This window comes from Xanthomonas sp. NCPPB 1638 (genome assembly GCF_041475635.2).
In the GTDB taxonomy this organism is placed as follows: Bacteria; Pseudomonadota; Gammaproteobacteria; order Xanthomonadales; family Xanthomonadaceae; genus Xanthomonas; species Xanthomonas cucurbitae.
The window spans coordinates 473,925-498,844 of record NZ_CM192984.1; the positions used below are offsets into that span (position 1 = coordinate 473,925).

General features: G+C 65.0%; 14 protein-coding genes and 1 pseudogene. 9 read left to right on the forward strand and 6 right to left on the reverse strand.

Translation table 11 applies throughout. The annotated features are described in order from the left end of the window. Nucleotides 1–154 precede the first annotated feature (154 nt). Nucleotides 155–1,819: a tetratricopeptide repeat protein gene (locus ACCQ13_RS01950; RefSeq protein WP_159406532.1), complete on the forward strand. Its 1,665-nt coding sequence runs from the start codon at nt 155–157 to the stop codon at nt 1,817–1,819. A gap of 135 nt (nt 1,820–1,954) precedes the next feature. Further along, nucleotides 1,955–2,185 (forward strand): annotated as a pseudogene (locus tag ACCQ13_RS01955) (transposase); the annotation flags it as partial. A 345-nt stretch (nt 2,186–2,530) separates the two neighbouring features. Here the strand turns inward: ACCQ13_RS01955 and ACCQ13_RS01960 are convergent. Beyond that, a complete protein-coding gene (locus ACCQ13_RS01960; RefSeq protein WP_104603818.1) occupies nt 2,531–2,872 on the reverse strand; it encodes an HPF/RaiA family ribosome-associated protein in 342 nt (113 codons plus the stop codon). A gap of 353 nt (nt 2,873–3,225) precedes the next feature. On the opposite strand from ACCQ13_RS01960, the gene ACCQ13_RS01965 reads away from it, so the two are divergent. After that, nucleotides 3,226–5,649, forward strand: coding sequence for a DUF3772 domain-containing protein (locus ACCQ13_RS01965; RefSeq protein ID WP_159407909.1), 2,424 nt, complete (start codon nt 3,226–3,228; stop codon nt 5,647–5,649). 17 nt (nt 5,650–5,666) lie between these two features. Here ACCQ13_RS01965 and ACCQ13_RS01970 read toward each other — a convergent pair whose 3' ends face one another. The 4 genes from ACCQ13_RS01970 to ACCQ13_RS01985 form a co-directional block, all read right to left on the reverse strand. Beyond that, a complete protein-coding gene (locus ACCQ13_RS01970) occupies nt 5,667–6,212 on the reverse strand; it encodes a hypothetical protein (protein ID WP_223214392.1) in 546 nt (181 codons plus the stop codon). A 27-nt stretch (nt 6,213–6,239) separates the two neighbouring features. Then, nucleotides 6,240–8,072: a hypothetical protein gene (locus ACCQ13_RS01975; RefSeq protein ID WP_159406533.1), complete on the reverse strand. Its 1,833-nt coding sequence runs from the start codon at nt 8,070–8,072 to the stop codon at nt 6,240–6,242. Nucleotide 8,073: 1 nt separating this feature from the next. After that, nucleotides 8,074–9,579, reverse strand: coding sequence for a hypothetical protein (locus ACCQ13_RS01980; RefSeq protein ID WP_249027648.1), 1,506 nt, complete (start codon nt 9,577–9,579; stop codon nt 8,074–8,076). Nucleotides 9,580–9,754: 175 nt separating this feature from the next. Then, nucleotides 9,755–11,461: an ABC1 kinase family protein gene (locus ACCQ13_RS01985; protein WP_159406534.1), complete on the reverse strand. Its 1,707-nt coding sequence runs from the start codon at nt 11,459–11,461 to the stop codon at nt 9,755–9,757. Between the two features lie 231 nt (nt 11,462–11,692). Between ACCQ13_RS01985 and ACCQ13_RS01990 the strand changes: the two genes are divergently transcribed. Further along, complete coding sequence (locus ACCQ13_RS01990; RefSeq protein ID WP_167526811.1) at nt 11,693–12,634, forward strand: DUF808 domain-containing protein; 942 nt, start codon at nt 11,693–11,695, stop codon at nt 12,632–12,634. A gap of 76 nt (nt 12,635–12,710) precedes the next feature. Here ACCQ13_RS01990 and ACCQ13_RS01995 read toward each other — a convergent pair whose 3' ends face one another. After that, nucleotides 12,711–14,339 carry a GGDEF domain-containing protein gene (locus ACCQ13_RS01995; RefSeq protein ID WP_104603821.1) on the reverse strand — a complete coding sequence of 543 codons (1,629 nt, stop codon included), beginning with the start codon at nt 14,337–14,339 and terminating at the stop codon, nt 12,711–12,713. Between the two features lie 475 nt (nt 14,340–14,814). Here ACCQ13_RS01995 and glgA point away from each other — a divergent pair, with 475 nt between their 5' ends. From glgA to treY, 5 genes are read left to right on the forward strand one after another with little or no spacing between them, the layout of a single operon-like run. Further along, nucleotides 14,815–16,398 (forward strand): glycogen synthase GlgA, encoded by a 1,584-nt coding sequence (glgA, locus tag ACCQ13_RS02000; RefSeq protein WP_104603822.1) that lies wholly within the window; start codon nt 14,815–14,817, stop codon nt 16,396–16,398. After that, complete coding sequence (locus ACCQ13_RS02005) at nt 16,395–18,629, forward strand: 1,4-alpha-glucan branching enzyme (protein ID WP_159406535.1); 2,235 nt, start codon at nt 16,395–16,397, stop codon at nt 18,627–18,629. Before glgA ends, ACCQ13_RS02005 begins: the two co-directional genes overlap by 4 nt. Before the next feature lie 2 nt (nt 18,630–18,631). After that, entirely contained in the window at nt 18,632–20,389 is a 1,758-nt protein-coding gene (gene treZ, locus ACCQ13_RS02010; RefSeq protein WP_104603824.1) for a malto-oligosyltrehalose trehalohydrolase, read from the forward strand. Continuing rightward, a complete protein-coding gene (locus tag ACCQ13_RS02015; protein ID WP_159406536.1) occupies nt 20,386–22,317 on the forward strand; it encodes a 4-alpha-glucanotransferase in 1,932 nt (643 codons plus the stop codon). The genes treZ and ACCQ13_RS02015 overlap by 4 nt, the downstream gene beginning before the upstream one ends. After that, on the forward strand, nt 22,314–24,914 hold the full coding sequence (gene treY / locus ACCQ13_RS02020) for a malto-oligosyltrehalose synthase (protein ID WP_159406537.1): 2,601 nt from the start codon (nt 22,314–22,316) through the stop codon (nt 24,912–24,914). The genes ACCQ13_RS02015 and treY overlap by 4 nt, the downstream gene beginning before the upstream one ends. Nucleotides 24,915–24,920 lie beyond the last annotated feature (6 nt).

Consider the following 24,920-nt stretch of genomic DNA (forward strand, 5'->3'; position numbering starts at 1 on the left):
CCGCAGTGCGCTGCCCTGCGCACATCGACGTTGAGGAGTGATCCGTGAAATTGAGATTCGGTGACGCTGTAGTTTCCAGGCGGTTATGCCTTTCCCAAGAGCTTGACGAAGTTATCTCCTGCCGCCTGCATCTTGCCCTGCCGAGGATGTCGACATGGATGCATTGATTCAGGCCGGGATGGACGCACTGCAGCGCGACGATTATGCGCAGCTATGCAAACGCTGGTCCGGAAGCACCGTGTTTCGCCATCTGGATGAGGCGACAATCGCCAGCGTGTTCCAGCGGTGTAGCAACGCCGCTGAGCGAGGAAAGGGCGGCGAGTGGCCACTGCTGATGCAGTGCCTGATCTACCTGGATTGCGGCGATCAATTTGTTGCCAGTCGCGCAGATGTTCTGCGCACCACCTTGGCTTGGGCACAAACGGCCATCGCCATCGCGCCAGGCAATGCGCTCGCGCATCGCCTGGCGGGCAGCGCCTGCTATTGGATGAGCGAGTACGCAGGCGCCATCGCGGCCTATCAGCAATCTGAAGCCTTGCTGCCTCAAGTGGATCTGCAGGTTCGCCTGTTCGAGATGACTTCGCTTTCAGCGGGTGTGAGTCCTCAGCAACTGGCCCTGAATTTTCGCGACGAAGACCCCAGCAACTACTACCGTGCTGGCGTCACCCTGGGCACCTGGCAGGCTGGCGCTCTTGATGCGAACGATGCCGACTACCTCGCCGGCATGCAGCTTGCGCTGTACGAACGGTGTTTCGATCTCTACAAACACTTGCTCGCACGTCCGGAGGATAGTCCTGCAAGCAACGCGGAAGGAAATACCTTCGCAATGTGCTGCAACAACCTGAGCGGGATCTATAACGCGCAGCGACGACACCAGGAAGCGTTGCAGGCGATCCAGCATGGGCTGCAACACGATGAATTTCAGTACTTACGGCAGAACCTACGTGATACGTACCTCTATCTCGATATGCATCAGGAAGCGGCCGAAAGTTCGCTGGTGCTGATGCAGGAGTACGACCTGGATCCGGCCTTGTTTTTTCATTGTGCAGAGACCGCCTCCAGTTATCTCAACCGCGTTGGCCGGAGCGAGGAGGTTGTGGAGATCGTCGAGGCTGCCGATGCAATATTCCAGTCGCTTTCCGACACCGAGCAGCGCGACTGCTTACCCATCTATGCAAAACTCTCGGTGCTCAAAGCACCGGCCGCATCTCGATTGGGAAATCTACAGCCCTCCGATCTGGACGATGGCCTCATCAAGCAAGCGCAACAGGAAAATCCCGAGGATCTCGGGCTGCTCGCGGCGCATTGCAAGCTGTTGGTGGACAAGCAGGCGTATGCGGATGCTCTCATGCTGTACGGCACCCTGTTGCACAAGGCGGAGGAAGCCGAAAACATGTGGGCGTATCGCAATGCACTGAGCATGCGTGGGCATTTGCACTTGTACTTCTTGAACGATCCGGCTCAAGCGCTGCAAGACTATGAGGCCCTCGAACGAACTGGCTATCTCGACTTCTATACCTGCTACTACCAAGCAAATTGTCATTATCTATTGAAAAATGTGCAGGCGACGCTGGCTGATGGCCAACGCGCCGTCGAGCAGATCACCGCTGCCATCACTCGTGACGACCAACTGTCGGTGGCGCAGTTGCATATGATGCTCGCGAACAGCCATTTTGATCTGGGTAACTATGCTGCTGCGATTCCAGCCTACGAGGCCTCCCTTTTTCACGACGACAGAGACGACGTGCGTGAAAATTACGTGCTGGCTCAGAAGTTGGCCCAACCCAAGAAAGGCTGGTTCTCGAAGTTGCTGAGCTAGGGAACCTATGAGCAACGCAAAGATCCTGCTGACCTCCTCACTGTAACTTGCACCAGCCAGAGCTGGGAAATTCCGCGACACTCAGCCCCAAGGAGGCCCGTCGCCATGAAGAATTCGAAGTTCGCCGAAGGTTAAATCGTACTCGCCCTGCAGCATGCCGAGACCGGTACAACGGTCGAGGAGATTTGCTGCAAGATGGGCATCAGCCAGGCCACGCTCTATGCGTGGCGCAGGAAGTTCGGCGGGCTTGGTGTTGCCGAACTGCGTCAGCTGCGCCAGCCTAGGAAAGAGAAACGCAAGCTCAAGCAGCGAGTGGCCGATTTGAGCCTGGACGAGGTAGCGTTGCACGACCTGCTGTCAAGGAAGTGGTTCATCGCGGGTTCGTGTGGGTGCCTTGAGGCCCTTGGAGCTGCGTTGAGCCTTGGACACAGGCCCTTCCCGGCGCCCCAGAGGGTGGAGCGTCCTGTGCCGAATTCTTGACGCGGTGTTCTGCATGAAGACGGGCCGTCGGCTGGGCGCGTTGTTTTCCTGTCCTGGCTTCGTGCGACCAGCCGCAGCGCGACGAATACAAGCGCTTTCAAGGCCAGGATCGCAGCGACATCACGGGCCAGCGTTACACCCTGCTAAGCAGCCGCTAAAACCTCACCTGCAGCGTCTTCGGGACGGCCGGGTGCTGTGCAGCCCGGCAGGGCATGCCTGCCGGGCGATGGTTCAGAGCGTGTCCGGCGCTGGTGCGGTGGCCTTGGCATGCTGCTTGCCGCGCGCATGCTCGATGGCGGTACGCAGCTTACGTGCGGCGCCGGTGACGGCCGAGGCGGTGGTTTCGGCGCTGTTGGTGGCGGCGATCGGAGGCAGGCCGGCGACATGCGCTTCGATACTGCAGGTTCGATCCGCCGCGCCGCCGCGTTGACCGTTCTCATCGCGCAGATGCACTTCGACGCGGGTGATGTCGTTGGCAAAATGCGCCAGCTGGGCGGTGCAGGTCTTCTCGACATGCTGCACGACAGAGGGATCGTGCGGTACGTGGTTGTCGGTCTGGATCTGAATCTGCATTGAGGATCTCCTTCGCGGTCATCCGCTGCGTTTGCCGTAGCGGTAACCCGATTCTGCGACAGCCCGGTGTTGCCGCGAGGTGAGAGGAGCCAGGCGTTCACGTGCAGGTTGGCTATGTGTGTCATGGCGGCTCCCGCTGCCGGGATGACCTCGGTGCCTAGCGCGCCCGGGCGTGTACGCGCGGCAGATGCCGGTCGGCGGGCAGCTCGACTGAATCGCCGCAGCCTCGCCGGGTTCGGCAGAATCAGGGCAGCGGGGCAGGGGTTTAAGATGGCGCGATTGCGGCTACCCGCGCTGTCCGATGCCTGCCTGTGCCTGAAGTCCGATCTGTGTTGCGTGCGCGTTCGAGCGTGTTGTTGCGGGCATTGCTGTGCTGCAGCCTGTGGCTGGCCTGTGTCGCCGGGGCCGTGGCCCAGGACGACGATTCCCTGTTGCAGACCGCGCAGACGCAGCTCGACGGCGCGCAGACCGTGTTGGATCAGGTCCAGGTCGGGCTGGACAAGGCCGATGCCGATCAACTGCGCGCGCTGCTGGACCAGGTCACCACCGCGCAGCGGCAGGCGCAGGATCTGGCACGTCAGCTGGATCCGCCGCTCAAGCAGCTCGGCATGCGGCTCGATGGCCTGGGCGTGGAGCAGAAGACCGATCCGTTCGATCTGCGCAAGCAGCGCAAGAGTCTGGCGGACGAAAAGAACCGGCTCGATGCCGAGCTCAAACGCGCCAACCTGTTGGCATCGGAGGCAGGCGAACTTGCCGATCGCCTGGAGCGCAAGCGGGCACAGCTGTTCAGTGTGCAGTTGTCCACGCGCGTAGCCTCGCCGCTGTCACCTGCGTTGTGGAGCCGGATCGCGCAGCAATGGCCGGATGACTGGGCGCGCCTGCAGGGGGTGTACACCGACGCGGCGCAGATGCTGCGCGCGGCCGTTGCCACCCGCGGCGTCGGTGGGCTGGTGGCCAGCGCATTGGTGGCGCTGCTGTTGGCGTTTCCGCTGCGTATCTTCCTGCGTCACCTCGGCCGCCGTTACGCCGCATCGCGCGCCCCGGGCGGGCGTCTGCGGCGTTCCGGGCTGGCGTTGTGGTTCCTGTTGGTCGGCACGCTCAGCCTGGGCATGGCGGCCCTGGTGCTGGCCGAAGGCGTGCGCATGATCGCGCAGGTGCCGGCGGAGCTGGACGAGCTGCTGGATGCTTTCGTATTCATCAGTTTCTTTGCGGCCTTTGTCGGTTCGCTCAGTGCCAGCCTGCTGATGAAGCAGCAGCCAAGCTGGCGCCTGTTCCCGCTGGACGACGCCACCGTCGACCGGCTGCGGGTGCACTGCCTGGCCACGGCAGTGGTGAGCTGGGCCAGTGGCATGGCGATGAAGCTCAACGACCTGGCGCGCACCAGCGATGCGGCCACTACCGCCACCGATGCGGTGGCGGCGTTGCTGTATGCCGGGCTGATCCTGTCGGCGCTGGCGGGGTTGAGCCTGTCGCTGCGTGCCCGCGCGGCCAGCGTGGGCGCGGCCGAACCCGATAGCAGCGAGCCGCCGCCGGTGGTCTCGCGGGGCGGCGGGGTGATCGTGTTGATTCGCCTGCTGGGCCATCTGGCGGTGATCGTGGCCCTGCTGGCGGCGTTGTTCGGCTATCTCAACCTGGCCTTGTTCATTGCCCGCCAGATCATCTGGATCACGCTGATCTGCAGCCTGCTCGGCCTGCTGGTGGTGTTTGCCGACGATCTGCTGACCTGGGTGTTCAAGCCCGACGGCCGTTTCAGCCGGGCGCTGTCGCATGCGCTCAGCATCGGCAGCCGCCGCCTGGTGCAACTGGGCTTGCTGATGTCCGCAGCGGTGCGCGTGGTGCTGGTGCTGCTGGCCATTGCGGTATTGCTGACGCCTTACGGCGCCAATATCAGCGTGGTCACCGGTTGGATGGAGAACATCACCCACGGCATCGCCATCGGCAAGGAACTGGTCATCACGCCTGGCGATGTGGCGCGGGCACTCTGCGTGTTCCTGCTGGGCCTGGGCCTGGTGCACATGGTGCAGCGGTGGCTCATCAACACCTATCTGCCCAGAACCGAGCTGGACGCCGGCGCGCGCAACTCGATCAGCACGGTGGCACGCTACCTGGGCTGGCTGGTCGTGACGATCTGGGGGCTGACCGCGCTGGGGCTGGACCTCAAGCGGTTGGCACTGGTGTTGAGCGCGCTGTCGGTGGGTATCGGTTTCGGTTTGCAGGCGATCACCCAGAACTTCGTGTCTGGCCTGATCCTGCTGGCCGAGCGACCGGTCAAGATCGGCGATTGGGTCCGCATCGGCGACCAGGAGGGTGACGTGCGCAAGATCAGCGTGCGTGCGACCGAGATCCAGGTCGGTGATCGCTCCACCCTGATCGTGCCTAATTCCGAGCTCATCACCAAGAGCGTGCGCAACATGACGCTGTCCAATCCGATGGGGCGGGTGCAGCTGCAGTTCTCGGTGCCGCTGGAAACCGAGGTGGCCAAGGTGCGCGACATGCTGCTGAGCCTGTTCGCCGAGCATGCCAAGGTGTTGGCCGAGCCGGAGCCGTCGGTGTTCATCGACTCGCTGGCCGGCGGCCACGTCAACTTCAATTCGTTCGCCTACGTCAGCAGTCCGCGCGATGCGTACGGCGTGCGCAGCGAGTTGTTCTTCGCGCTGCTGCAGCGGATGGAGGCGGTCGGCATCGCGTTGCAGTCGCCGCAGGAAATCCGCTTCAGTCGTGCAGGTGCCGCAGTGGTGCGCGATATGGGCGATGGTATGTCTGTTTCGGAAGACTGAGTTGGCGAGCTCAGACTTCACTGCTGGGGTCGCGGCTTGGCCTGCCGATACTGGCGCTTGTCGCCTGTACGCTGTCCGTTGGGATCGACATTCACGCACACGCGGCCATCGCAAATGACCGCATCGGATGCGGAATACGCTTGGAGGACAGGGATGGCGTTTTCGTAGCGCTGCAGCTCTTCCCTGGCGGTGGACAGTTCGTGGCGGAAGTAACCCAGCACGGTCCAGCCGACAACTAGCACCAGAAGCAGGATTGCCGCAGCGGCGGCGAACCACATCCAGACGGTCTTACTAGCCCCTTGCAGGTGCGCGGATGTGGCTGACACGGCGCGGTCATATTCTTTAGCGACAGGCGATACCGCGTCTTTGGCTTCCGTGGCGATTTGAGTGCTTGCGGCGCTGACAATGCTCTTCACTTCCTGTCGGAATTGGCCCACCTGCTGTTGCAGCGATTGGATTTGCTGGCTGAACGACGCACTCATTCGCGCTTCGCGTTGGGCCATCTCCGAGCGCAGCATCAAGATTGCCTTGATGGCATCCCTCATCGGATCATCGCTGTCCATCTTTGTTTCCCGTTGGGTTTGTATATCTCATCGACTCATCACCGGCCCCTGACGGGCCTGAGTCTGTCGCTGTTCTTGCAGTTGCTGTTGTTCCAGCAACTGCTGCTGGGCCAGCAGTTGGTCTCCCATTTGCGCCATTCGCTGTCCTTCGGGAGAGTGGGCGAACTCGATGGCGATCCGATCAAGTTGATTGCTGTCCCCAGCCATCAAAGCGGCATAGGTTTTGTCGAGGTAGGGATCATTGAATGGCCCACTCGTTGAGATCTGTGGCTCACGCTGCTGACTTTCCTCTCGCTCATCGCGTTCGCGTTCATTAGTAGCAGGTATCAGCGGAGGGAAAGCCAAGGCTGGATTCGTGATCGATGGGTCAATCGGCCCTATGGCGTTGCTTAGCGCGCGGCCTGCCTCGATCGCAGGTTGACGCCCGTCGTCGTACATGCTCTGCGAACCTCCAATGCTGGGGGGAGCCATCACAGGTGCAATAGTAGGGGCTTGATTCGCAGCGAATGACCCCACGTTTTGTTGATTAGTTGGCGCTATCGGTGCTGGTTGCGCTGGCTCGGCTGGTTGTTGAACAGGGCGCAAAACAGGCTCATTGGGGTCAACATGAAGCAGCCGCTCCGTTGTTCCATTTCGGTTGATGTTGAGGTCTACCACTCCGTTCCGTTGATCTACTCGTCTAATCTGGCTCCGTTCGATTTCGTTCCATTGTCCATCGATGTTGGCGTAGCCGTGCCCATCCCGGTTCCACTGGGCGAAATCGTTGCCTGAGACATATAGCCCGGCTGTTTGATCTCGTGGAGCGCCCTGAAAGCGAACGTCCTGTGCGCGATGACCACTGTCATCCAACGTCTGGACGAACGCCTTGGCCTGCCCAGAAATCAGGAACAGGCTCTTGACCGTCGAATACTCAGCTTCTAGATTTGGGCGTGCGCGATCCTGATTTAACTGGGTCGGATTCGCGAGCGGATTGGCGACAACGTTCTGCCACGCCGTATGCAGAGGGTTGTGATCTTCCGCATTCCGCAATGCGATCACCACTTCAGCGCCTCGTAGGGCGTTGTCACGATCGCCGCGCAAATGCTGCGGTACACCGGCCTTGATGCCATCTAAAGAATCTATGCTTCCGTCGTTGATTTGCTCGATGACTCCAGGCCAATGGCGAGCACCATCCTGATTTTCTAATTTTGCTATGACCGTCGCCATGCGGATTTGATCGTCCTGCGTGGCATTCTGATACAGCGAGGTGTCTTCCAACTGACGAACAGCTCCTCCCTCGCGCAATAGGTGATCGATTTGTCTCACGTCTTGGTTGTGGACATAGGTGATACCTGCGTCGGAAGCCATGAAAGCATTCAATCTGGTCTTGATGCCCGTAGGTATATCATATCCGTTATCTATCGCCGTTTGCCGGTCGCCCCGAATCTCATTGCCTTGGCGTCGCAAGCTCAGGCTCGCCTGGTTATATTCCTGCTGCGTGAGCAGCATCCCTGGGTTTTCGTTTACTTGTTCCCGCGCCCACACCTGATAGGCATTCAATAGTTGATCCGCGTTCCGGTCGGGATCATTTCGCTGCTGTCCGAAATCCGTCTGCAAGGTGCCGATGGAATACCCGCTGTTGTAAATCGGTTCCAGTTGGCCATCTCGGAACGCGCCCGCCTCGATGGGCTGGCGTCGAGATGTTTCACCGCTTTGGTGGATATAGCCTGCGAATGAGAGTTCGTAAGCTACATTGCGCCCCCGGACACTTCCTTCCGAAGCCACACCAACGGCAAGGTAGATAGTGGCCTTAAGCTCGTTGTCGGTGATGGTTCCCGCTGGACGCTCGCGATTCGGATCTGCTAATTCTTGGCCAGTCATTTCACTTATCCTTGATGTCGATGATCTGGATATCAGGTGCCGCCCCCACAGGTGTCAGGTCATAGCTGTTGATGCGGAAGGCTCGGCTAGCAGTGGTAAGGAGGAAGGTGTTGTCCTGCAGGTCAAGCGCATGAAAGGGCCTTGTATTCCAACAGCCCTTCTCTGCGTCGTAATCAGCGATGATCTTGGTTCTCTCAGTGAAGTTGGCATCGCTTTCCTCGAGCCGAGAACCTTGCGTCTGGACGATGTACGCCACTGACTGGCATGCCGACTGACCATTGAAAAAGATGCTTGGGTCAGCTGAGACAGCTTTCGTCGAGTAGATGTGATCCTGGCTGTGCGATCCCTTATTTTCAAAAAGATAGCCGCCCAGCACAACTTCATGCCCTCGCCCATTTCGCTCCCATCCGGCATAAACTGATGGTTGCTCGATTTCGACGCTGGAAGGAGTGGCACGAATGGATGAATAGCTGTGACCCTTTGCATCGGTGAAGCTAAAATATTCGATATTGGAAATTCCTTTTGGCGAATTCGCTCCACTGGTCCCCGCCTCAATGCGGACATTGGACACTAGCTCTCCTGTGAAGAACTCCATTGCTTTCGCCGACTCTCGATCTTTCCTTGAAATCATCCATAGCTTCCACGGCCTGCTACGTCTGTCGATAAATATCGCCGCCACAGAAAAGTCGCGTTGCGCGATCTTGGTCTGTGGCCAGTCTGCTCTTTCCGCTTTTTGCTCACTTTCTTGATGGCTGGTTTGTCCCTTGCCGCATAAGCCAATGTTTGTTCTTGCAGCACGAACTATCGCTAGGTAGCGATCAGCCAAAACCGGTGTCCATCCATCTATTACTGCATCATCATTCTTGTCGGCATCCTCTGCATACTTGTCGAGCGTAGCCAAGCATTCCGCATATAGCCCGTTCTTGTATTGGGTGATCGCCAGATCGTTGCGGATTGCCCCTTCCTCTTCCCATTCCAATGTTGGTAGACAGTTCGCCAGCGCCGGAGACAATGTTGCTAGTGCTGTCTTGTAATCCTTGCTGTTGTAAAGCTGCTGGAACGCATCTCGCGTTTGATCAAGATCGCTTCTGCCACATCCTTCCTTGACCCGCAGGTAAGACCCTTCGAAATTGCCGTTATAGCCGCAAAACGCCTTGCATTCAGCTGTTGTCGTTGCTGATACATCGATGCCCTGCGGGGTGTTCGCGAATTTCACAGTGCAGGTGGATTCACCGTTATCGCTCTTAGCGATACCTTCATCGCCCTGGATAGCACCGTCGAGCCCGCAGGTGTCTTCGCCGGTGATGCTTTCAAGGGAAAATTTCAGCGTGTCTCCTCGCTTGCTGAGTTGGAGGTGTCCCCAACCTTTCTCCGTTATGTATTCGCCCGCTTGCAAGAGACCGCTGCCAGCGGCCTTCGTTGGGGCTGTCGAAGGAAGGTCGTTGCCAGGCGGGGGCAATGACGAGGCGGCCGGCGTCTCCGCCGAGCAGGCGGTGTAGAACAACACGACAACTGTTGCACAAGCGAACCAGCGCATCACCCTTGCCATATGGTTTCCCGCCGCCTATCACATGCGGGCAGTCTAGCCAATAATGAACTCTGGATTCTACTTATCTGGGCTAGCGTAGCGTCCCAAACGAAAGAATTTACTTATTGACTGTCGAACCGCCATCTTTGGGAAGTTAGCGGTGCCCACGCTCTTCGCGCGCGCGCACGCGGCGGTCGAACAGCAGCGCGCTGACCACGATGCCCAGCCCCAGTGCCACGCCCAGCAGGAACAGCACCATCGCAATGGCGGGGTATCCCCACAGCTTGAAGCCAGTCTCGATGCGCATCATCTGCGCCGAGGCCATGATGAGCGCGGCAGTGACGATGCCGGCCGCGACGCGGTTGGCGATCTTCTGCAGGCTTTCCATCAGGTGCGATTCTTCCAACCCGGTGACGCGCATCTGCAGGCGGTTCTCTGCGGCCAGCGACAGGATCTCGGACATGCGTCGCGGCCCTTCGCGCACCAGATGCTGCAGCTCCATCGCTTCGCTGGCCAGGTTGGCGGCAGACATGGACTTCTTCAGGCGTGCGCGCATCACGTGTTGCAGATGGCGTTCGACGATACGGCGGGTGTCCAGGGTCGGCGACAGGGCGCGGCACACGCCTTCCAGATTCAGCAGCGTCTTGCCGAGCAGGCTGAGCTCGGGCGGCGTGCGCAGCCCGGTGGAAGTGGCGATGCGTACCAGATCCAGCACCACGCGGCCTTCGGAGGTGGCGTCGTGCGCGGCGTAGCGCGCAATCATCTGCCCGGTTTCGCGCTGGTAGCGGTCCTCGTCGTAATCCTCCAGCCGCGTGCTGAGCGCGATAGTCTCTTCGGCCACCTCTTCGCCACGGCCATCGACGGCGGCAAACAGCAGCTTGAGCAATCGCTCGCGCAAGCGCGGCGGCACATGCGCCACCATGCCCAGGTCGAAGATGGCCAACCGCCCATCGGAGAGCACCCGCAGGTTGCCCGGATGCGGGTCGGCATGGATTTCGCCATGCACGAACATCTGATCCAGGTAGCCCTTGACCAGTTCGGCAGCCAGATCGTCCATGGGCTGCTCGGTGCGGCGCAGGCCGGAGATCTTGTCCACGCGCACGCCTTCGGCCAGTTGCATGGTCAGCACGCGGCGGCTGCTCAGGTCCCAGATCGGTTGCGGCACCCATAGCAGCGGAAACGGCTTGAGATGTTTGCCAAAGCGCACCAGGGTTTCGGCTTCGTCCTGGTAGTTGAGTTCCGCGCGCAGGGTCTTGCCGAATTCGCCCAGCCAATCGGCAAAGCGCACCCGGCGGCCGATGCCGGTGAGGCGGTCGGCGGCGGTGGCAAAGCTCTTGAGTACCTCCAGGTCCGAACGCACCTGCGCGGCCACTTCGGGCTTTTGCACCTTGATGGCCACCGGGGTGCCATCGCGCAGGGCGGCGCGATGCACCTGCGCCAGCGATGCGCAGCCCAGCGGCACCGGATCGAAATGCGAGAACGCCTTGTTGACCGAGACGCCGAGCTCTTCTTCGATGATCTGGCGGATGCGTTCCACCGGCACCGCACTGGTGTTCTCCTGCATGCGTTCCAGCGCGGTGGCGAACTCCGGCGGCACGATGTCCGGGCGCGTGGACAGCATCTGGCCCAGCTTGACGAAGGTGGGGCCCAGCGCCTCCAGGTCGGAGACGAACTGGTCCGGTGTGCCTTCGGCAGGTACTTCGTAGTCGTTGATGGCGGCCGGGTCCAGATTCATGCCGGCAAACACGCCCGACCCGCGATACCGCAACAGCAGGCGCAGGATCTGCGTGCGCCGGCTCATGCCGCCGACCACGGCCTGGTCGGTCGTGCTGCGGTGTGGATCGTTCGGACTCAAGGCCATCTCCGGGCGTCGTGCAAGCGGCGAGTGTGGCCAGCGCCAGGTCGTCAAGTGGTGAATCCGGGCGCATCATGCGGCCGCTTGCGAGCGGGGCGGCACGCACCGGCCATGCCTGCGGGCCGTGGCCGGCATCGCCCTCGCATCGGCGGCTAACCATCATGCAATGGCCTGCCATCACCCCACGCGGGCACCGGATCGGCGAGAATCGCCGGCCACCCACGAAGGACCTTGCGCATGGCCGGTGCCAGCCTGTTCACCCTGCTCGACGACATCGCCACGCTGCTGGACGACGTCTCCATCCTAACCAAGGTTGCGGCCAAGAAGACCGCCGGCGTGCTCGGCGACGATCTGGCGCTCAACGCCCAGCAGGTGACCGGCGTCAGCGCCGACCGCGAGTTGCCGGTGGTGTGGGCGGTGGCCAAGGGCTCGCTGGTCAACAAGGTGATCCTGGTGCCGGCGGCGCTGGCGATCAGCGCACTGGAGGCCTGGCTGCGCGGGCGCGGCTACACCATTCCGCTGGTGATGCCGTTGATGATGCTCGGCGGCGCCTACCTGTGCTTCGAAGGCGTGGAGAAGCTGGCGCACAAATTCCTGCACAGCGCAGACGAAGACGCGCAGCGGCATGCCGAGCGCACTCGCGTGCTGGCCGATGAAAGCGTGGACGTGGTGGCGCTGGAAAAAGGCAAGATCAAGGGTGCGATCACCACCGACTTCATTCTGTCGGCCGAGATCATCGTGCTGTCGCTGGGCGTGGTGGCGGGCGTGTCGTTCGGGCAGCAGGTGGCCGTGCTGGTGGCGATCGCGCTGGCGATGACCGTCGGCGTATACGGCCTGGTGGCGGCGATCGTGAAGCTGGACGACCTGGGCCTGTACCTGACCCGGAAAGGGGCATCGCTGGCCGCGCTGGGCCGCAGCATCCTGGTGGCCGCGCCGTGGCTGATGAAGTTCCTGTCGGTGGCCGGCACGCTGGCGATGTTCCTGGTCGGCGGCGGCATCCTGGTGCACAACATCCCCATGCTGCATCACGTGGTGGTGGATCTGGCCAAGGCGGCCGGCGGGCTGGGCTGGCTGGTCGAGGCGCTGGGCAACATGCTGGTGGGCGTGGTGGCCGGTGCGGTGGTGCTGGCGGTGGTGACCGGGTTCCAGAAGCTGCGCGGGACCAAGGCGGCGCACTGACGCCTGTCTGGCGTCCCGACGTCGATCGCATGCCCGGCCTCAGGCATGCAATCGACGCAGGAGCCGGGGTTGCGCGCTAATCGGCGTTGATGACCCGGTTCTTGCCGGCGGCCTTGGCCTCGTACATGGCGCGGTCGGCACGTCGGATCAGCTCGTCCTGGGCCTCGTCCGCGTGGCGCAGGGCCACGCCGGCGCTGAAACTGATGAACACGCGCACGTCGTCGTGCAGGAACGAGCGCTGTGCCAGCGCCCGTTGCAGGCGGATCACTGCCGCGCTGGCCTCGAAGATGCTGGAGTCCGGCATCAGCAGCACGAATTCCTCACCGCCAAAACGCGCGATGGCATCGGTGGTGCGCAAGGCGGCCTTGGCCACGTCCACGGTATGCCGCAGCGCGGCGTCGCCACCGGCATGGCCATGCGCCTCGTTGAGGCGGCGGAAGTCGTCCAGGTCCAGCATCGCCACGCACAGCGGCTGGCCGCTGCGCTGCGTGCGGGCCGCTTCGCGCTGGAACAATTCCTCGAATCCGCGCCGGTTCAGTGCGCCGGTGAGCTGGTCTTCGCGCACCAGCCCGGCGACCGTGGTGAGTTCCTGCTCCAGGGACGCGATGCGTTGTTCGGCCTCTTCGACCTGGCGGCGTGCCGACAGCAGTTCGTCGCGGGCGGCCAGGGCTTGTGCCTGGACTCCGGCGGTGTCTTGCAATAGGTCCTGCAGCAGGCGGTTGAGATCCGGAATGCTGCGAGCGTCGCCGATCGCCTGCGAATAGCCGGCAACGCGGTCATGGTACGCGCCGGTACTGGTGGCCATGCCGTCGAGCCGATCCACGAACGACACCATCATCTCGCGCATGGCAGTCTTGGACTCGGCAATGCCCTGTTTGAGCAGGCCCTGCTTGTAGATCACCTCGCGCAGGGTGCCGCGTGCCTGCTCGATCGAACCCACGTCCAGCGGGCCTGCGATCAACTGCCGCACCACCGCGATCTGCCCCTGCAACCAACTGCGGTCGTCCAGCAGTTCGCCAACGTTCTCCAGCAGCAGATCGAACAGGCCCAGCAACAGGTTCTGCTGTTCGCTGGCGTCCTCGGCGCGCAGGCCGACCTGGTGGCTCAACTCGCGCAGCCGCTGCTCCAGCGTGACCAGCTCGTGACCGGGGCGCCAGTGGCGCAGGGCGGCGGCCAGGGTTTGTGCCTCATCGGCCAGCTCCGGGCTGCGTTGCAGCAGGATGGCCAGGGCATTGCCGAGCGCATGCCGCAGCAGATCGCGCAGCTGCTCGGCCTCGGTGCGGCCTTCGGCCAGCGAGTCGCCGGTATCGATGGTGCGGATGTACTTGTCGATCAGCTGGCGCAGCGTGCGGCCGTAGCCGAGCCAGTCACCGGCCGCATACGCTGCACCCAGGCGCACGCCCATGTCGCCGAGCTCGCCATGCAGGCTGGCGATGCCTTCGGCGAATGCCTGCAACAGCGCCTCGGGATGCGCGGCATGCGAGAACAACCGCACCAGCAGCGCGGTAGCGGCGGCCGGATCGTGCGCGCCGGACTTGGCCTTGGCCGGCACCAGCGCGTGCGCGGCCAGGCCGGTACCGCCGCGTTCGCCGCTGTGAATGGTGGGCAACGGCGCGGTGTGGCGCGCCGCGCCATTGCCGCCCCAGGGCAATAGACGGCGCAGCCCGCCAGATGGGCGGCCAGGGTGGTCAGGCGGTTGTGCCATGCGCCGGTTCTCGAAGATCCTCTTGCTGTCGCAGGTTATCGGCGTGCGCGCGCCCGCCTTGAGCGGGCTTGACCATGCCGCGCCGGCCGGACACGGAGACCGCTGCCCGTCCGTGACGCCTGCGCATGCCTGCATGAACCGGTTATCCAGGTGAGAGGGGCCGCGACTGCAGCGCCCTCATTCGGTGCATTGCAGGCGCCGTGCACCGTTGCGGGGATGTCATCGCCGTGTCATCCCGGCTTATGCCTTCTGACATACGCCGCCGTGTGTAATGGAATGTGCGTTGTCGCAGAAAAGGCAGAACATGTTCACGCATATTTTATTTGGACGAGGTGTAGATTCATCGCAGGGACAACGTGGGGCACGCGCGTCGTCCACGCTCCTCACTCGCAGCAGGTCGCCTGGCTGAATCGGCAGGCGGTGGTTTTCGCTTCGCCGTTTTCCGTCTCCACCCCACTTCACGACGGACGTTCAGATGGTTGCCACGATGTCGCTTCACGCCAGTACCGCACGCATCGAGCGCAGCGCGTTGATCCCCACGCTGAAGAAGAGTGGGCGGCCGCGCGATGCGCGCGGGCGTTTCATCCGTCATCACGAGCGGTTGCCGGTGTCGCTGGCCGACACGCGCGGCGCGTTGTTCGTGGTGTCGGAGATGGCCGACTTCATCAAGGCCGGTGGCCTGGGCGACGTGGCGGCCGCGCTGCCGCGCGCGCTGCGCCATCGCTATGACGTGCGTGTGTTGATCCCCGGGTATCGCGCGGTGCTCGAGCGCGCCGGCAAGGTGGAGATCGTGGGCCGTGTGCTGGCGCATGCGGCGCTGCCGGCCTGCGACATCGGCCGGATCGTGCAATCGGACGGCTTGCCGATCTACATCCTGTTGTCCAAGGCACTGTTCGAACGCGATGGCTCGCCGTATGTGAGCACCAGCGGTTCGGAGTTCGAAGACAACGCCATCCGCTTCGCCACCTTGTCGCATGCCGCCGCGCAGATCGCCGCCGGCCATGCCGGGCTGGGCTGGAAGCCGCGCCTGCTGCACCTCAACGACTGGCCGTGCGCGCTGGCGGCCGGTTATGTGCGCTGGTCCGGTGGCACCACCCCGTGCCTGCTGACCATCCATAACCTGGCCTACCAGGGCTTGGTGCCGTATTCGATGGCCGCCGCGCTGGGCATTCCCGCCGAGCGCGTGGCCGAGCTGGAGTTCTACGGGCAGATGTCGTTCCTGCGCGGCGGCATCGTCAATGCCGACCACGTCAACACCGTCAGCGTCAGCTATGCCAAGCAGATCACCGGCCCGGCGCAGGGCTGCGGGCTGGACCGGCTGCTGGCCGGACGCGCCGCCAAGGGCGCGCTGACCGGGATCGTCAATGGCATCGATGCCAGCTGGGACCCGCGCACCGATGAGTACCTGGATTCGCATTTCAGCGTGAACCATTGGCAGGGCCGTCAGGCCAATGCCGGGCAGGTGCGCAAGGCGTTCGGGCTGCGCGAAAGCACTGGACCGCTGTTTGCGGTGGTCTCGCGGCTGGTGCACCAGAAGGGCCTGGACCTGATCTGCGAGGTCGCTCCGCAGATCGTGGCGGCCGGTGGCCAGATTGCGGTGATCGGCGGCGGCGAGCCGGAGATCGAGCAGCAGGTGGCCGAGCTGACCCGCCGCTATCCCGGCCAGGTCGGCGCCTTCATCGGCTTCGAGGAAGGCCTGGCACGGCGCATGTTCGCCGGTGCCGACTTCCTGTTGATGCCCTCGCGCTTCGAGCCCTGCGGCCTGAGCCAGATGTACGCACAGCGCTTCGGCTGCCTGCCGATCGCCCACGCCACCGGCGGGCTGATCGACACCGTGGACGACGGCGTCACCGGCTTCCTGTTCCAGCACGCCAGCGTCGAGGCGCTACGCCGCTGCCTGGAACGTGCGTTTCGCACCTTCCGCCTGCCCAGCCTGCTGTCGGCAATGCGTCGGGCGGCGATGCTGCGCCCCAGCGGCTGGGATGTGGCCGGCAAGAAGTATCTCTCCCTTTACGAACACACTGCCGCCACTGCGCCCGCGCTTGCGACGGTGTCATGAGCGAACGGCTGGGCGGGCAGGGCCAGGCGACGGAAACTGACGCGGTGACCATGGAAGGCATGTCCGATATTGCACAGACCCTGCAGGCGCTGGCCCAGGGGCTGCCCGCCGATGCATTCGCGGTGCTGGGCCCGCATCCGCAGGCCGACGGGCGCCGCCGCGTGCGCGTGCTGGCGCCAGGCGCCGAGGCGATGGGCTTGATCGATCCGCGCGGCAAGCTGCTGGCACGCATGCAGGCCACCGAGACCGAGGGCCTGTTCGAAGGCGAGCTGGCCAGCGATGGCCCTTACCGGTTGCGCATCGTGTGGCCGGACGTGGTGCAGGAGATCGAGGACCCCTACGCATTCGGCCCACTCCTGGACGAATCGCTGCTGCTGCAGATCGCTGCCGGCGACGGGCAGGCGCTGCGCCGCGCGCTGGGCGCCCAGCACATGCACTGCGGCGACGTGCCGGGTGTGCGCTTTGCAGTATGGGCACCACACGCGCAGCGCGTGGCCGTGGTCGGCGACTTCAACGGCTGGGAGGCGCGGCGACACCCGATGCGCCAGCGCACCGGCGGCTTCTGGGAGTTGTTCCTGCCGCGGGTGGAAGCCGGCGCCCGCTACAAGTACGCCATCACCGCCGCCGATGGCCGCGTGCTGCTCAAGGCCGACCCGGTGGCGCGCCAGAGCGAGCTGCCGCCGGCCACCGCCTCGGTGGTGCCCGGTGACGCGGCATTTGCCTGGACCGACGCCGAGTGGATGGGCCGGCGCAATGCGCAGACCCTGCCGGCGCCGATGTCCATCTACGAGGTGCATGCCACCTCCTGGCGTCGCGACGGGCATGACCAGCCGCTGGACTGGCCCAGCCTGGCCGCGCAGCTGATTCCGTACGTGCAGCAGCTCGGTTTCACCCATATCGAGCTGCTGCCGATCACCGAGTACCCGTTCGGTGGCTCGTGGGGCTACCAACCGCTGGGCCTGTATGCGCCCACCGCGCGGCATGGCCGCCCGGAGGGTTTGGCCGCGTTCGTCGATGCCTGCCATCGCGCCGGCATCGGGGTGATCCTGGATTGGGTCAGCGCGCACTTTCCGGGTGACGCACATGGCCTGGCGCAGTTCGATGGCGCAGCGCTGTATGAGCATGCCGACCCGCGCGAAGGCATGCACCGCGACTGGAATACGCTGATCTACAACCATGGCCGCCCGGAAGTGACCGCGTTCCTGTTGGGCAGTGCGCTGGAGTGGATCGACCATTATCACCTCGACGGCCTGCGCGTGGATGCGGTGGCTTCGATGCTGTACCGCGACTATGGCCGCGCCGAGGGCGAGTGGGTGCCCAATGCGCATGGCGGCCGCGAGAACCTGGAAGCGGTGGCCTTCCTGCGCCAGCTCAACCGCGAGATCGCTACCTGCTTTCCCGGCGTGCTGACCATTGCCGAAGAATCCACCGCCTGGCCCGGCGTGACCGCACCGCTGGCCGATGGCGGGTTGGGCTTCACCCACAAGTGGAACATGGGCTGGATGCACGACACGCTGAGCTACATGCAGCGCGATCCGGCCGAGCGCGCCCAGCACCATAGCCAGCTCACCTTTGGCCTGGTGTATGCGTTCTCCGAACGCTTCGTGCTGCCGCTCTCGCATGACGAAGTGGTGCATGGCACCGGCGGCCTGCTCGGGCAGATGCCCGGCGACGACTGGCGGCGCTTTGCCAACCTGCGCGCCTACCTGGCGCTGATGTGGGCACACCCGGGCGACAAACTGCTGTTCATGGGCGCCGAATTCGGCCAATGGGCCGACTGGAACCACGACCAGTCGCTGGACTGGCATCTGCTCGATGGCGCGCCGCATCGCGGCGTGCAGCGGCTGGTGGGCGACCTCAATGCCGCGCTGCGCCGCGTGCCGGCGTTGTACCGTGGCACCCACCGTGCCGACGGTTTCGACTGGAGCGTGGCCGACGACGCGCGCAACAGCGTGCTCGCCTTCATCCGCCACGATCCCGACGGTGGCGGCGTGCCACTGCTGGCGGTGAGCAACCTCACCCCGCAACCGCTGCACGATTACGGCGTGGGCGTGCCGCGTGCCGGCATCTGGCGCGAAATTCTCAATACCGATAGCGCCCATTACGGTGGCAGCAACCTCGGCAACAGCGGTCCTCTGGCGACCGAGCCGATGGGCATGCATGGGCATGCGCAACGGCTGCGCCTGACCTTGCCGCCGCTGGCCACGATCTACCTGCAAGCGGAGAAATAACCATGAACGAGCGCGACGCGACCACCCCGGCCTGGGGCGCATGGCCAGCGGGGGAAGGACAGGTGCGCTTTGCGCTCTGGGCGCCGGATGCCAGCGGCGTGGACGTGGTATTCGCCGATGGCGCGCGCGCTGCGCTGCAGGCGGGGGCGGACGGCTTCTTCCGTGCGGTGCTGGCCTGTGCCGCCGGCGCGCGTTATCGCTACAGCATCGACGGTGGCGAGCCGGTACCGGACCCGGCCTCGCGCTGGCAACCGGGCGGCGTGCATGGTGCCAGCGCCGTGCAGCCCACCGATGGCTACCGCTGGAGCCACCCGCAGTGGCAGGGCCGGCCCTGGGACGAGGCGGTGATCTACGAACTGCACGTCGGTGCCTGCGGTGGCTATGCCGGCGTGCAGGCGCAGCTGCCGCAGCTGGCGGCGATGGGCATCACCGCGATCGAACTGATGCCGCTGAGTGCCTTCCCCGGTGCGCACAACTGGGGCTACGACGGCGTGCTGCCGTATGCGCCGGCCGAAGCCTATGGCACGCCGGACGAACTGAAGGCCTTGATCGACGCCGCGCACGGGCATGGCCTGATGGTGCTGCTGGACGTGGTCTACAACCACTTCGGCCCGGACGGCAATTACCTGCACAGCTACGCCGCGTCATTCTTCAACGAAGACAAGCCCACCCCGTGGGGCGCGGCGATCGACTTCCGCAAGCCGCCGGTACAGCGTTACTTCCTGGACAACGCGCTGATGTGGTTGCACGAATACCGCTTCGACGGGCTGCGCCTGGACGCGGTGCATGCGATCACCCCGAACGCCTTCCTGGATACCTTGCGCGAGGCCATCGACACCAGCCTGCCCGCCGGCCGGCATGTGCATCTGGTGCTGGAGAACGAAGCCAACCAGGCCTCGCAGCTGCAACGCGGCTACACGGCGCAGTGGGACGACGACTTCCACAACGCCTTGCACGTGCTGCTGACCGGCGAAGAAGAAGGCTACTACGCCGCGTTCGCCGACAAGCCGACCGCGCACCTGGCGCGCGTGCTCGGCGAAGGCTTTGCCTACCAGGGCGAGCCGGATCCGCGTGGGCATGTGCGTGGCGAACCGAGCGGGGCATTGCCGCCGCACAAATTCGTGGTGTTCGCGCAGAACCACGACCAGATCGGCAACCGCGCACACGGCGAACGGCTTAGCGTACTGGTCTCGCCGCAGCGCCTGCGCGCGGCGCTGGCGCTGACCGCGTTGACGCCGATGATCCCGTTGTTCTTCATGGGCGAGCCGTGGGGCGCTACCCAGCCGTTCCTGTTCTTTACCGACTTCGGTCCGCCGCTGGACGAGGCCGTGCGCGAAGGCCGTCGCCGCGAATTCGCGCACTTTGCCGCGTTCGCCGACCAGGCGCAGCGCGCCACCATCCCCGATCCGAACAGCCATGCCACCTTCGCCGCCTCGCGTTCGCCGATCGAGGACGCCGCGCAAGGCGAGGGCGCGCAATGGGCGGCCTGGTTCACTGCGCTGCTGGGCGTGCGGCGCCACTGGCTGGTGCCGGGCCTGGCGCAGGCACGCGCGCTGCGTGCCAGCGTCCTGGCCGATGGCGCGCTCACCGCCACCTGGGAGTTGCCGGGCGGGTTGTGGCATATCGCCTTCAACGTCGGCGCCGCCGCCGTGCCGCTGCCGCCGCGGCGTGGGCAGGTGGTGCATGTCGAAAACGTGGACGCCGCCGCGCAGTCACTGCCGGTCGATGGCTTCATCGCCTGGCACGAGGCGCAGGCATGAGTGCCCATCCCCTGCACACCCTGGCCACTGCGGCCGGGGTGATGGTCGATTGGGTGGATGCCAGCGATCAACCGCGGCAGGTGTCCGAGCCGTCGCTGCAGGCGGTGCTCACGGCGTTGGAGCTGCCGGCCGCCACCGCCGCGCAGCGCGAAGACAGCCTGCGTCGCTGCCAGGCCCAGGCCGCCGAACCTGCCGTTTTGGTCACCGTGCAGGTGGGCGCACCGCTGGCGATGCGCGTTGCCGCCGACGCCAGCGGCCGCTGGAGCGATGACAGCGGTGCCAGCGAAGCGGCGCAGGCCAATGCGCAGGGGCAGCTGCGTGCGCCCTCGCGCCATGGCTACTGGACACTGGAGATCGGCGGAATCACGCAGCAGGTAGCGGTGGCACCGCAGCGATGTTTCGGCGTGGCCGATGCCTGCGGCCACGCCGCGCCGCGGGCCTGGGGCATGGCGCTGCAGGTGTATTCGGCCGGCAGCCCCGACGATGGCGGCATCGGCGATGCTGCCGGCACCGTCGAATGGCTGCGGCATGCCGCATTGGCCGGCGCCGATGCGCTGGCGCTGAGCCCGGTGCACGCTTCGCGGCCGATCACCGGCGGCTACAGCCCGTATTCGCCCAGTGACCGGCGCTTCTTCGACCCCCTGCATGCCGCGCCGGTGCGCATGCTCGGCGAGACGGCGCTGGAAGCGCTTGCCGCCGTGCCCGGCCTGCGCGAGCACTTCAACGCATTGCACACCCATGCCTTGATCGACTGGCCAACCTCGGCGCAGGCCAAGTGGCGTTTGCTGCGCGAGCTGCACACGCGGGTGTCGCCCGAGCATCCGGATCTGCTGGCATTCCGCGCGGTCGGTGGCGCGGAGCTGGACGGGTTTGCACGCTTTGCCGCACGCGATTTCGGCGACAACGATCCACCGCTGCATGTGTTCACGCAGTGGCTGGCCGCGCGCAGCTGGGCCGACGCACAGCGCGAAGCGCACGAGCGCGGCATGCAGATCGGCCTGATCGCCGACTTGGCGGTGGGCTTCGATCCCAACGGCGCCGAAGCTGCGGCGGCCGGCGACAGCGTATTGCGTGGCCTGGTGCTGGGCGCGCCGCCGGATGCCTTCAATGCCGACGGCCAGCACTGGGGCATCGGTGCGTATTCGCCCACCGCGCTGCGCCGCAGCGGCTTCGCACCGTATATCGCGTTGTTGCGCGCGGTGCTGCGCGAGCGCGGCGGCATCCGCATCGATCACATCCTGGGCCTGCTGCGGCTGTGGGTGGTGCCCGATGGCGCCGGCTCCAATGAAGGTGCGTACCTGTCTTATCCATTGCACGACCTGCTCAACCTGCTGGCGTTGGAGTCGTGGCGACACCGCGCCATCGTGATCGGCGAGGACCTAGGCGTGGTGCCGCCGGGCATCCGCGAAGAACTGTCCCAGCGCGGGGTGATGGGCATCGATGTGCTGATGTTCACCCGCGACAGGCACGGTGCATTCATCGCTCCGGCGCTGTGGCGCCCGGATGCGGTGGCCACCACCACCACCCACGATCTGCCCACGCTCACCGGCTGGCGCAAGGGCCGCGATATCGACTGGCGGCGCCAGCTGGAGTTGATCCCGCCCGCCCAGGCGGCCGATGACGCCAAGGCGCGCACGCAGGATCTGGCCCGCCTGGACGCGGCGGTGGAACACGCCGGCCTGCAGGGCGAGGACCCGTTGCTGGGGGCGCTGCGGTTCACTACCAGCGGCGTGTCGCCGCTGATGCTGCTGCCGGTGGAAGATGCGCTGGCACTGGAAGAACAACCCAATCTGCCGGGCACCGTCGAGGTCCATCCCAACTGGCGCCGACGCCTGCCCGACCCCTTGCCGCATGCGCGCCTGACCGCGGCGCTGCACGGCGTTGCCGAGGCGCGTCGCGTCGCGGCTGTTCCGGACTCCCAGTCATGATCGAGCTTCGCGCCACCGCCCGCCTGCAGCTGCATGCCGGCTTCACCCTGCACGATGCACGCGCGCAGGCGCCGTATTACGCCGGCCTGGGCATCAGCCATCTGTACTTGTCGCCGATCGGGACGGCGGTGCCGGGCTCCACGCACGGCTACGACAATATCGACCCCACGGTGGTCAACCCCGAACTCGGTGGCGAAGATGCGTTGATCGCGCTGTCGAAGGCCGTACGCGAACACGGCATGGGGTTGATCGCAGACATCGTGCCCAACCATATGGCCACGCATGCAGGCAACGCGTGGTGGTGGGATGTGCTGCGGCATGGCCGCAGTGCCAGGCATGCCGACTGGTTCGACATCGATTGGCGCGCCCCGGGGCGCGACGGCAAGCTGTGGCTGGCGGTGCTGGATCGCCCGTATGCCAGTGCCCTGGCCGAAGGCTTGCTGACCCTGGTGGTGGAAGAGGATGGCAGCGCTGCACTGGCGCATTACGACCAGCGCTACCCGATTCGCCCGCAAACCCTGGACGTGCCGGAGCCCGCGGCACGCGCGCAGTGGTTGCGCGACTACAACGACGGCGCCAAGCGCGGCGATGGCCGCCTGCACAAGTTGATCGAACGCCAGCCATACCGCCTGAACTGGTGGCGCGTGGGCAACGACATGATCAACTACCGCCGCTTCTTCGACATCACCTCGCTGGTCGCGTTGCGGGTGGAACTGCCGGCGGTATTCGATGCGGTGCATGCGTTGCCGCTGCGGCTGGTGGCCGAAGGGCACCTGGATGGCCTGCGCATCGATCACGTGGACGGACTCACCGACCCCACCGGCTACGTGCGCAAGCTGCGCAGCCGGCTGGATGCGGCCGGCCGCGCGCGCGGGCTCAAGCCCGGCACGCTGGGCCTGTATCTGGAAAAGATCCTCGCCCCCGGCGAACACCTACCGGCCGACTGGCCGTGCGACGGCACCACCGGCTACGACTTCATGGACCAGGTGGGCGGCGTGCTGCACGCCGCCGCCGGCTTCAAGCCGCTGGTAAGCGCGTGGCAGAAGGCCAGCGGCCGCAGTGGCGACTTTGCGCAGGAAGAGCGCAACGCACGCGACGAGATGCTGCGTGGCCCGCTGCAGAGCGAATTCAATCGCGCGGTGGGTGCGTTGTCGGCACTGGCGCGGCTGGACCCGCCTACCCGCGAGTTCAGCCCGCAGATGCTGGCGCGCGGGCTGTGCGTGCTGCTGCGCTGGTTCCCGGTGTACCGCACCTACGCCGGCGCCAAGGGCATCGGCGGCAGCGAAGCCGAGCGCCTGCGCGCCACTGCCGCGCGTGCACGCGAGGGCATGCCCGAAGCGATCGTGGCGGCGGTCAATGCCATCGAGCGCTGGCTGCTGGACGATGCCGGCGCCGACCGCGCGCAGATCGCGTTGCGGCGTATCCTGCGCCGCCGTGTCGAGCAGCTCTCCGCCCCGCTCAATGCCAAGGCCGTGGAAGACACCGCCTTCTATCGGCACGGCGTGCTGCTGTCACGCAACGAAGTGGGCAGCCATCCGACCCATTTCGCCAATGAAGCGGCGCAGTTCCACGTACAGAACCTCGAGCGCGCCAAGCACTATCCGCGCGCGCTGCTGGCCACCGCCACGCACGATCACAAGCGCGGCGAAGACCTGCGCATGCGGCTGGCCGTGTTGTCCGAACAGCCGCGCTGGTGGATCGAGCAGAGTGCCCAGTTCGACACCCTGGCCGAGGCGCTGGATGCGCCGTCCCTGGCCGGCGGCGATCAGCAGATGCTGTGGCAGACCCTGGTGGCGGCCTGGCCGATTGGCTTGGGCGCCGATCAGGCCGAGCCGCTGGCTGTTTTCGCCGAGCGCGTGGCGCAGTGGCTGCTCAAGGCGGTGCGCGAAGCCAAGCTGCACACCAGTTGGACCGATGGCTCGGCCGCCTACGAACAGGCGGTGCAGGCAACGGTGGAGCAGGTGCTGTGCAGCCGCGCCGGTCTGCCGTTGCGGCGCGCGCTGCTGCGCGCCAGCAACCACATCGCCGCGGCCGGTGCGCGCAACGCGCTGGTGCAGACCGCCCTGCGGCTGACCGTGCCGGGCGTGCCCGATCTGTACCAGGGCACCGAAGGCTGGGACCTGTCGTTGGTGGACCCGGACAACCGCCGCCCGGTGGACTATGCGCAACGCCAGCAGTGGCTGGAGCAGGCGCGCGACTGGTCCACGCTCCTGCGCAACTGGCGCGATGGCGCGGTCAAGGCCCGCCTGATCGCCGTGCTGCTGCACCTGCGCCGCGAACATCCGGCGCTGTTTGCGAAGGGTGATTATCACCCTCTGCAGGTCGCTGGCGGCGATGCGCAGGTGCTGGCGTTCCGTCGCCACTATCGGGGCCAGTGCCTGGTAGTGGCGGTGACGCGCCTGGGTGCGGGCGCGCACGACGACGGCGATCTGCCGTTGCTGGTACCGCCAGCCCGTTGGGGACAGGCCGCACTGACCCTTCCCGACGGCAGCTACCGCAATGTCCTGGACGGCGGCACGCTGCAGCCCCAGCGCGGCCGCGTGCCATTGTCGACGCTGTTTGCACGGGCGCCGGTGGCAGTGTTGTCGCTCCTGTAACCCCTA

Bases quoted from the DNA above. Each gene is read 5' to 3' on its own strand.
- ACCQ13_RS01950 (WP_159406532.1), top strand. From the start codon at position 155: ATGGATGCATTGATTCAGGCCGGGATGGACGCACTGCAGCGCGACGAT.
- ACCQ13_RS01960 (WP_104603818.1), bottom strand. From the start codon at position 2,872: ATGCAGATTCAGATCCAGACCGACAACCACGTACCGCACGATCCCTCT.
- ACCQ13_RS01970 (WP_223214392.1), bottom strand. From the start codon at position 6,212: ATGGACAGCGATGATCCGATGAGGGATGCCATCAAGGCAATCTTGATG.
- ACCQ13_RS01975 (WP_159406533.1), bottom strand. From the start codon at position 8,072: ATGACTGGCCAAGAATTAGCAGATCCGAATCGCGAGCGTCCAGCGGGA.
- ACCQ13_RS01985 (WP_159406534.1), bottom strand. From the start codon at position 11,461: ATGGCCTTGAGTCCGAACGATCCACACCGCAGCACGACCGACCAGGCC.
- ACCQ13_RS01990 (WP_167526811.1), top strand. From the start codon at position 11,693: ATGGCCGGTGCCAGCCTGTTCACCCTGCTCGACGACATCGCCACGCTG.
- ACCQ13_RS01995 (WP_104603821.1), bottom strand. From the start codon at position 14,339: ATGGCACAACCGCCTGACCACCCTGGCCGCCCATCTGGCGGGCTGCGC.
- glgA (WP_104603822.1), top strand. From the start codon at position 14,815: ATGGTTGCCACGATGTCGCTTCACGCCAGTACCGCACGCATCGAGCGC.
- ACCQ13_RS02005 (WP_159406535.1), top strand. From the start codon at position 16,395: ATGAGCGAACGGCTGGGCGGGCAGGGCCAGGCGACGGAAACTGACGCG.
- treZ (WP_104603824.1), top strand. From the start codon at position 18,632: ATGAACGAGCGCGACGCGACCACCCCGGCCTGGGGCGCATGGCCAGCG.
- ACCQ13_RS02015 (WP_159406536.1), top strand. From the start codon at position 20,386: ATGAGTGCCCATCCCCTGCACACCCTGGCCACTGCGGCCGGGGTGATG.
- treY (WP_159406537.1), top strand. From the start codon at position 22,314: ATGATCGAGCTTCGCGCCACCGCCCGCCTGCAGCTGCATGCCGGCTTC.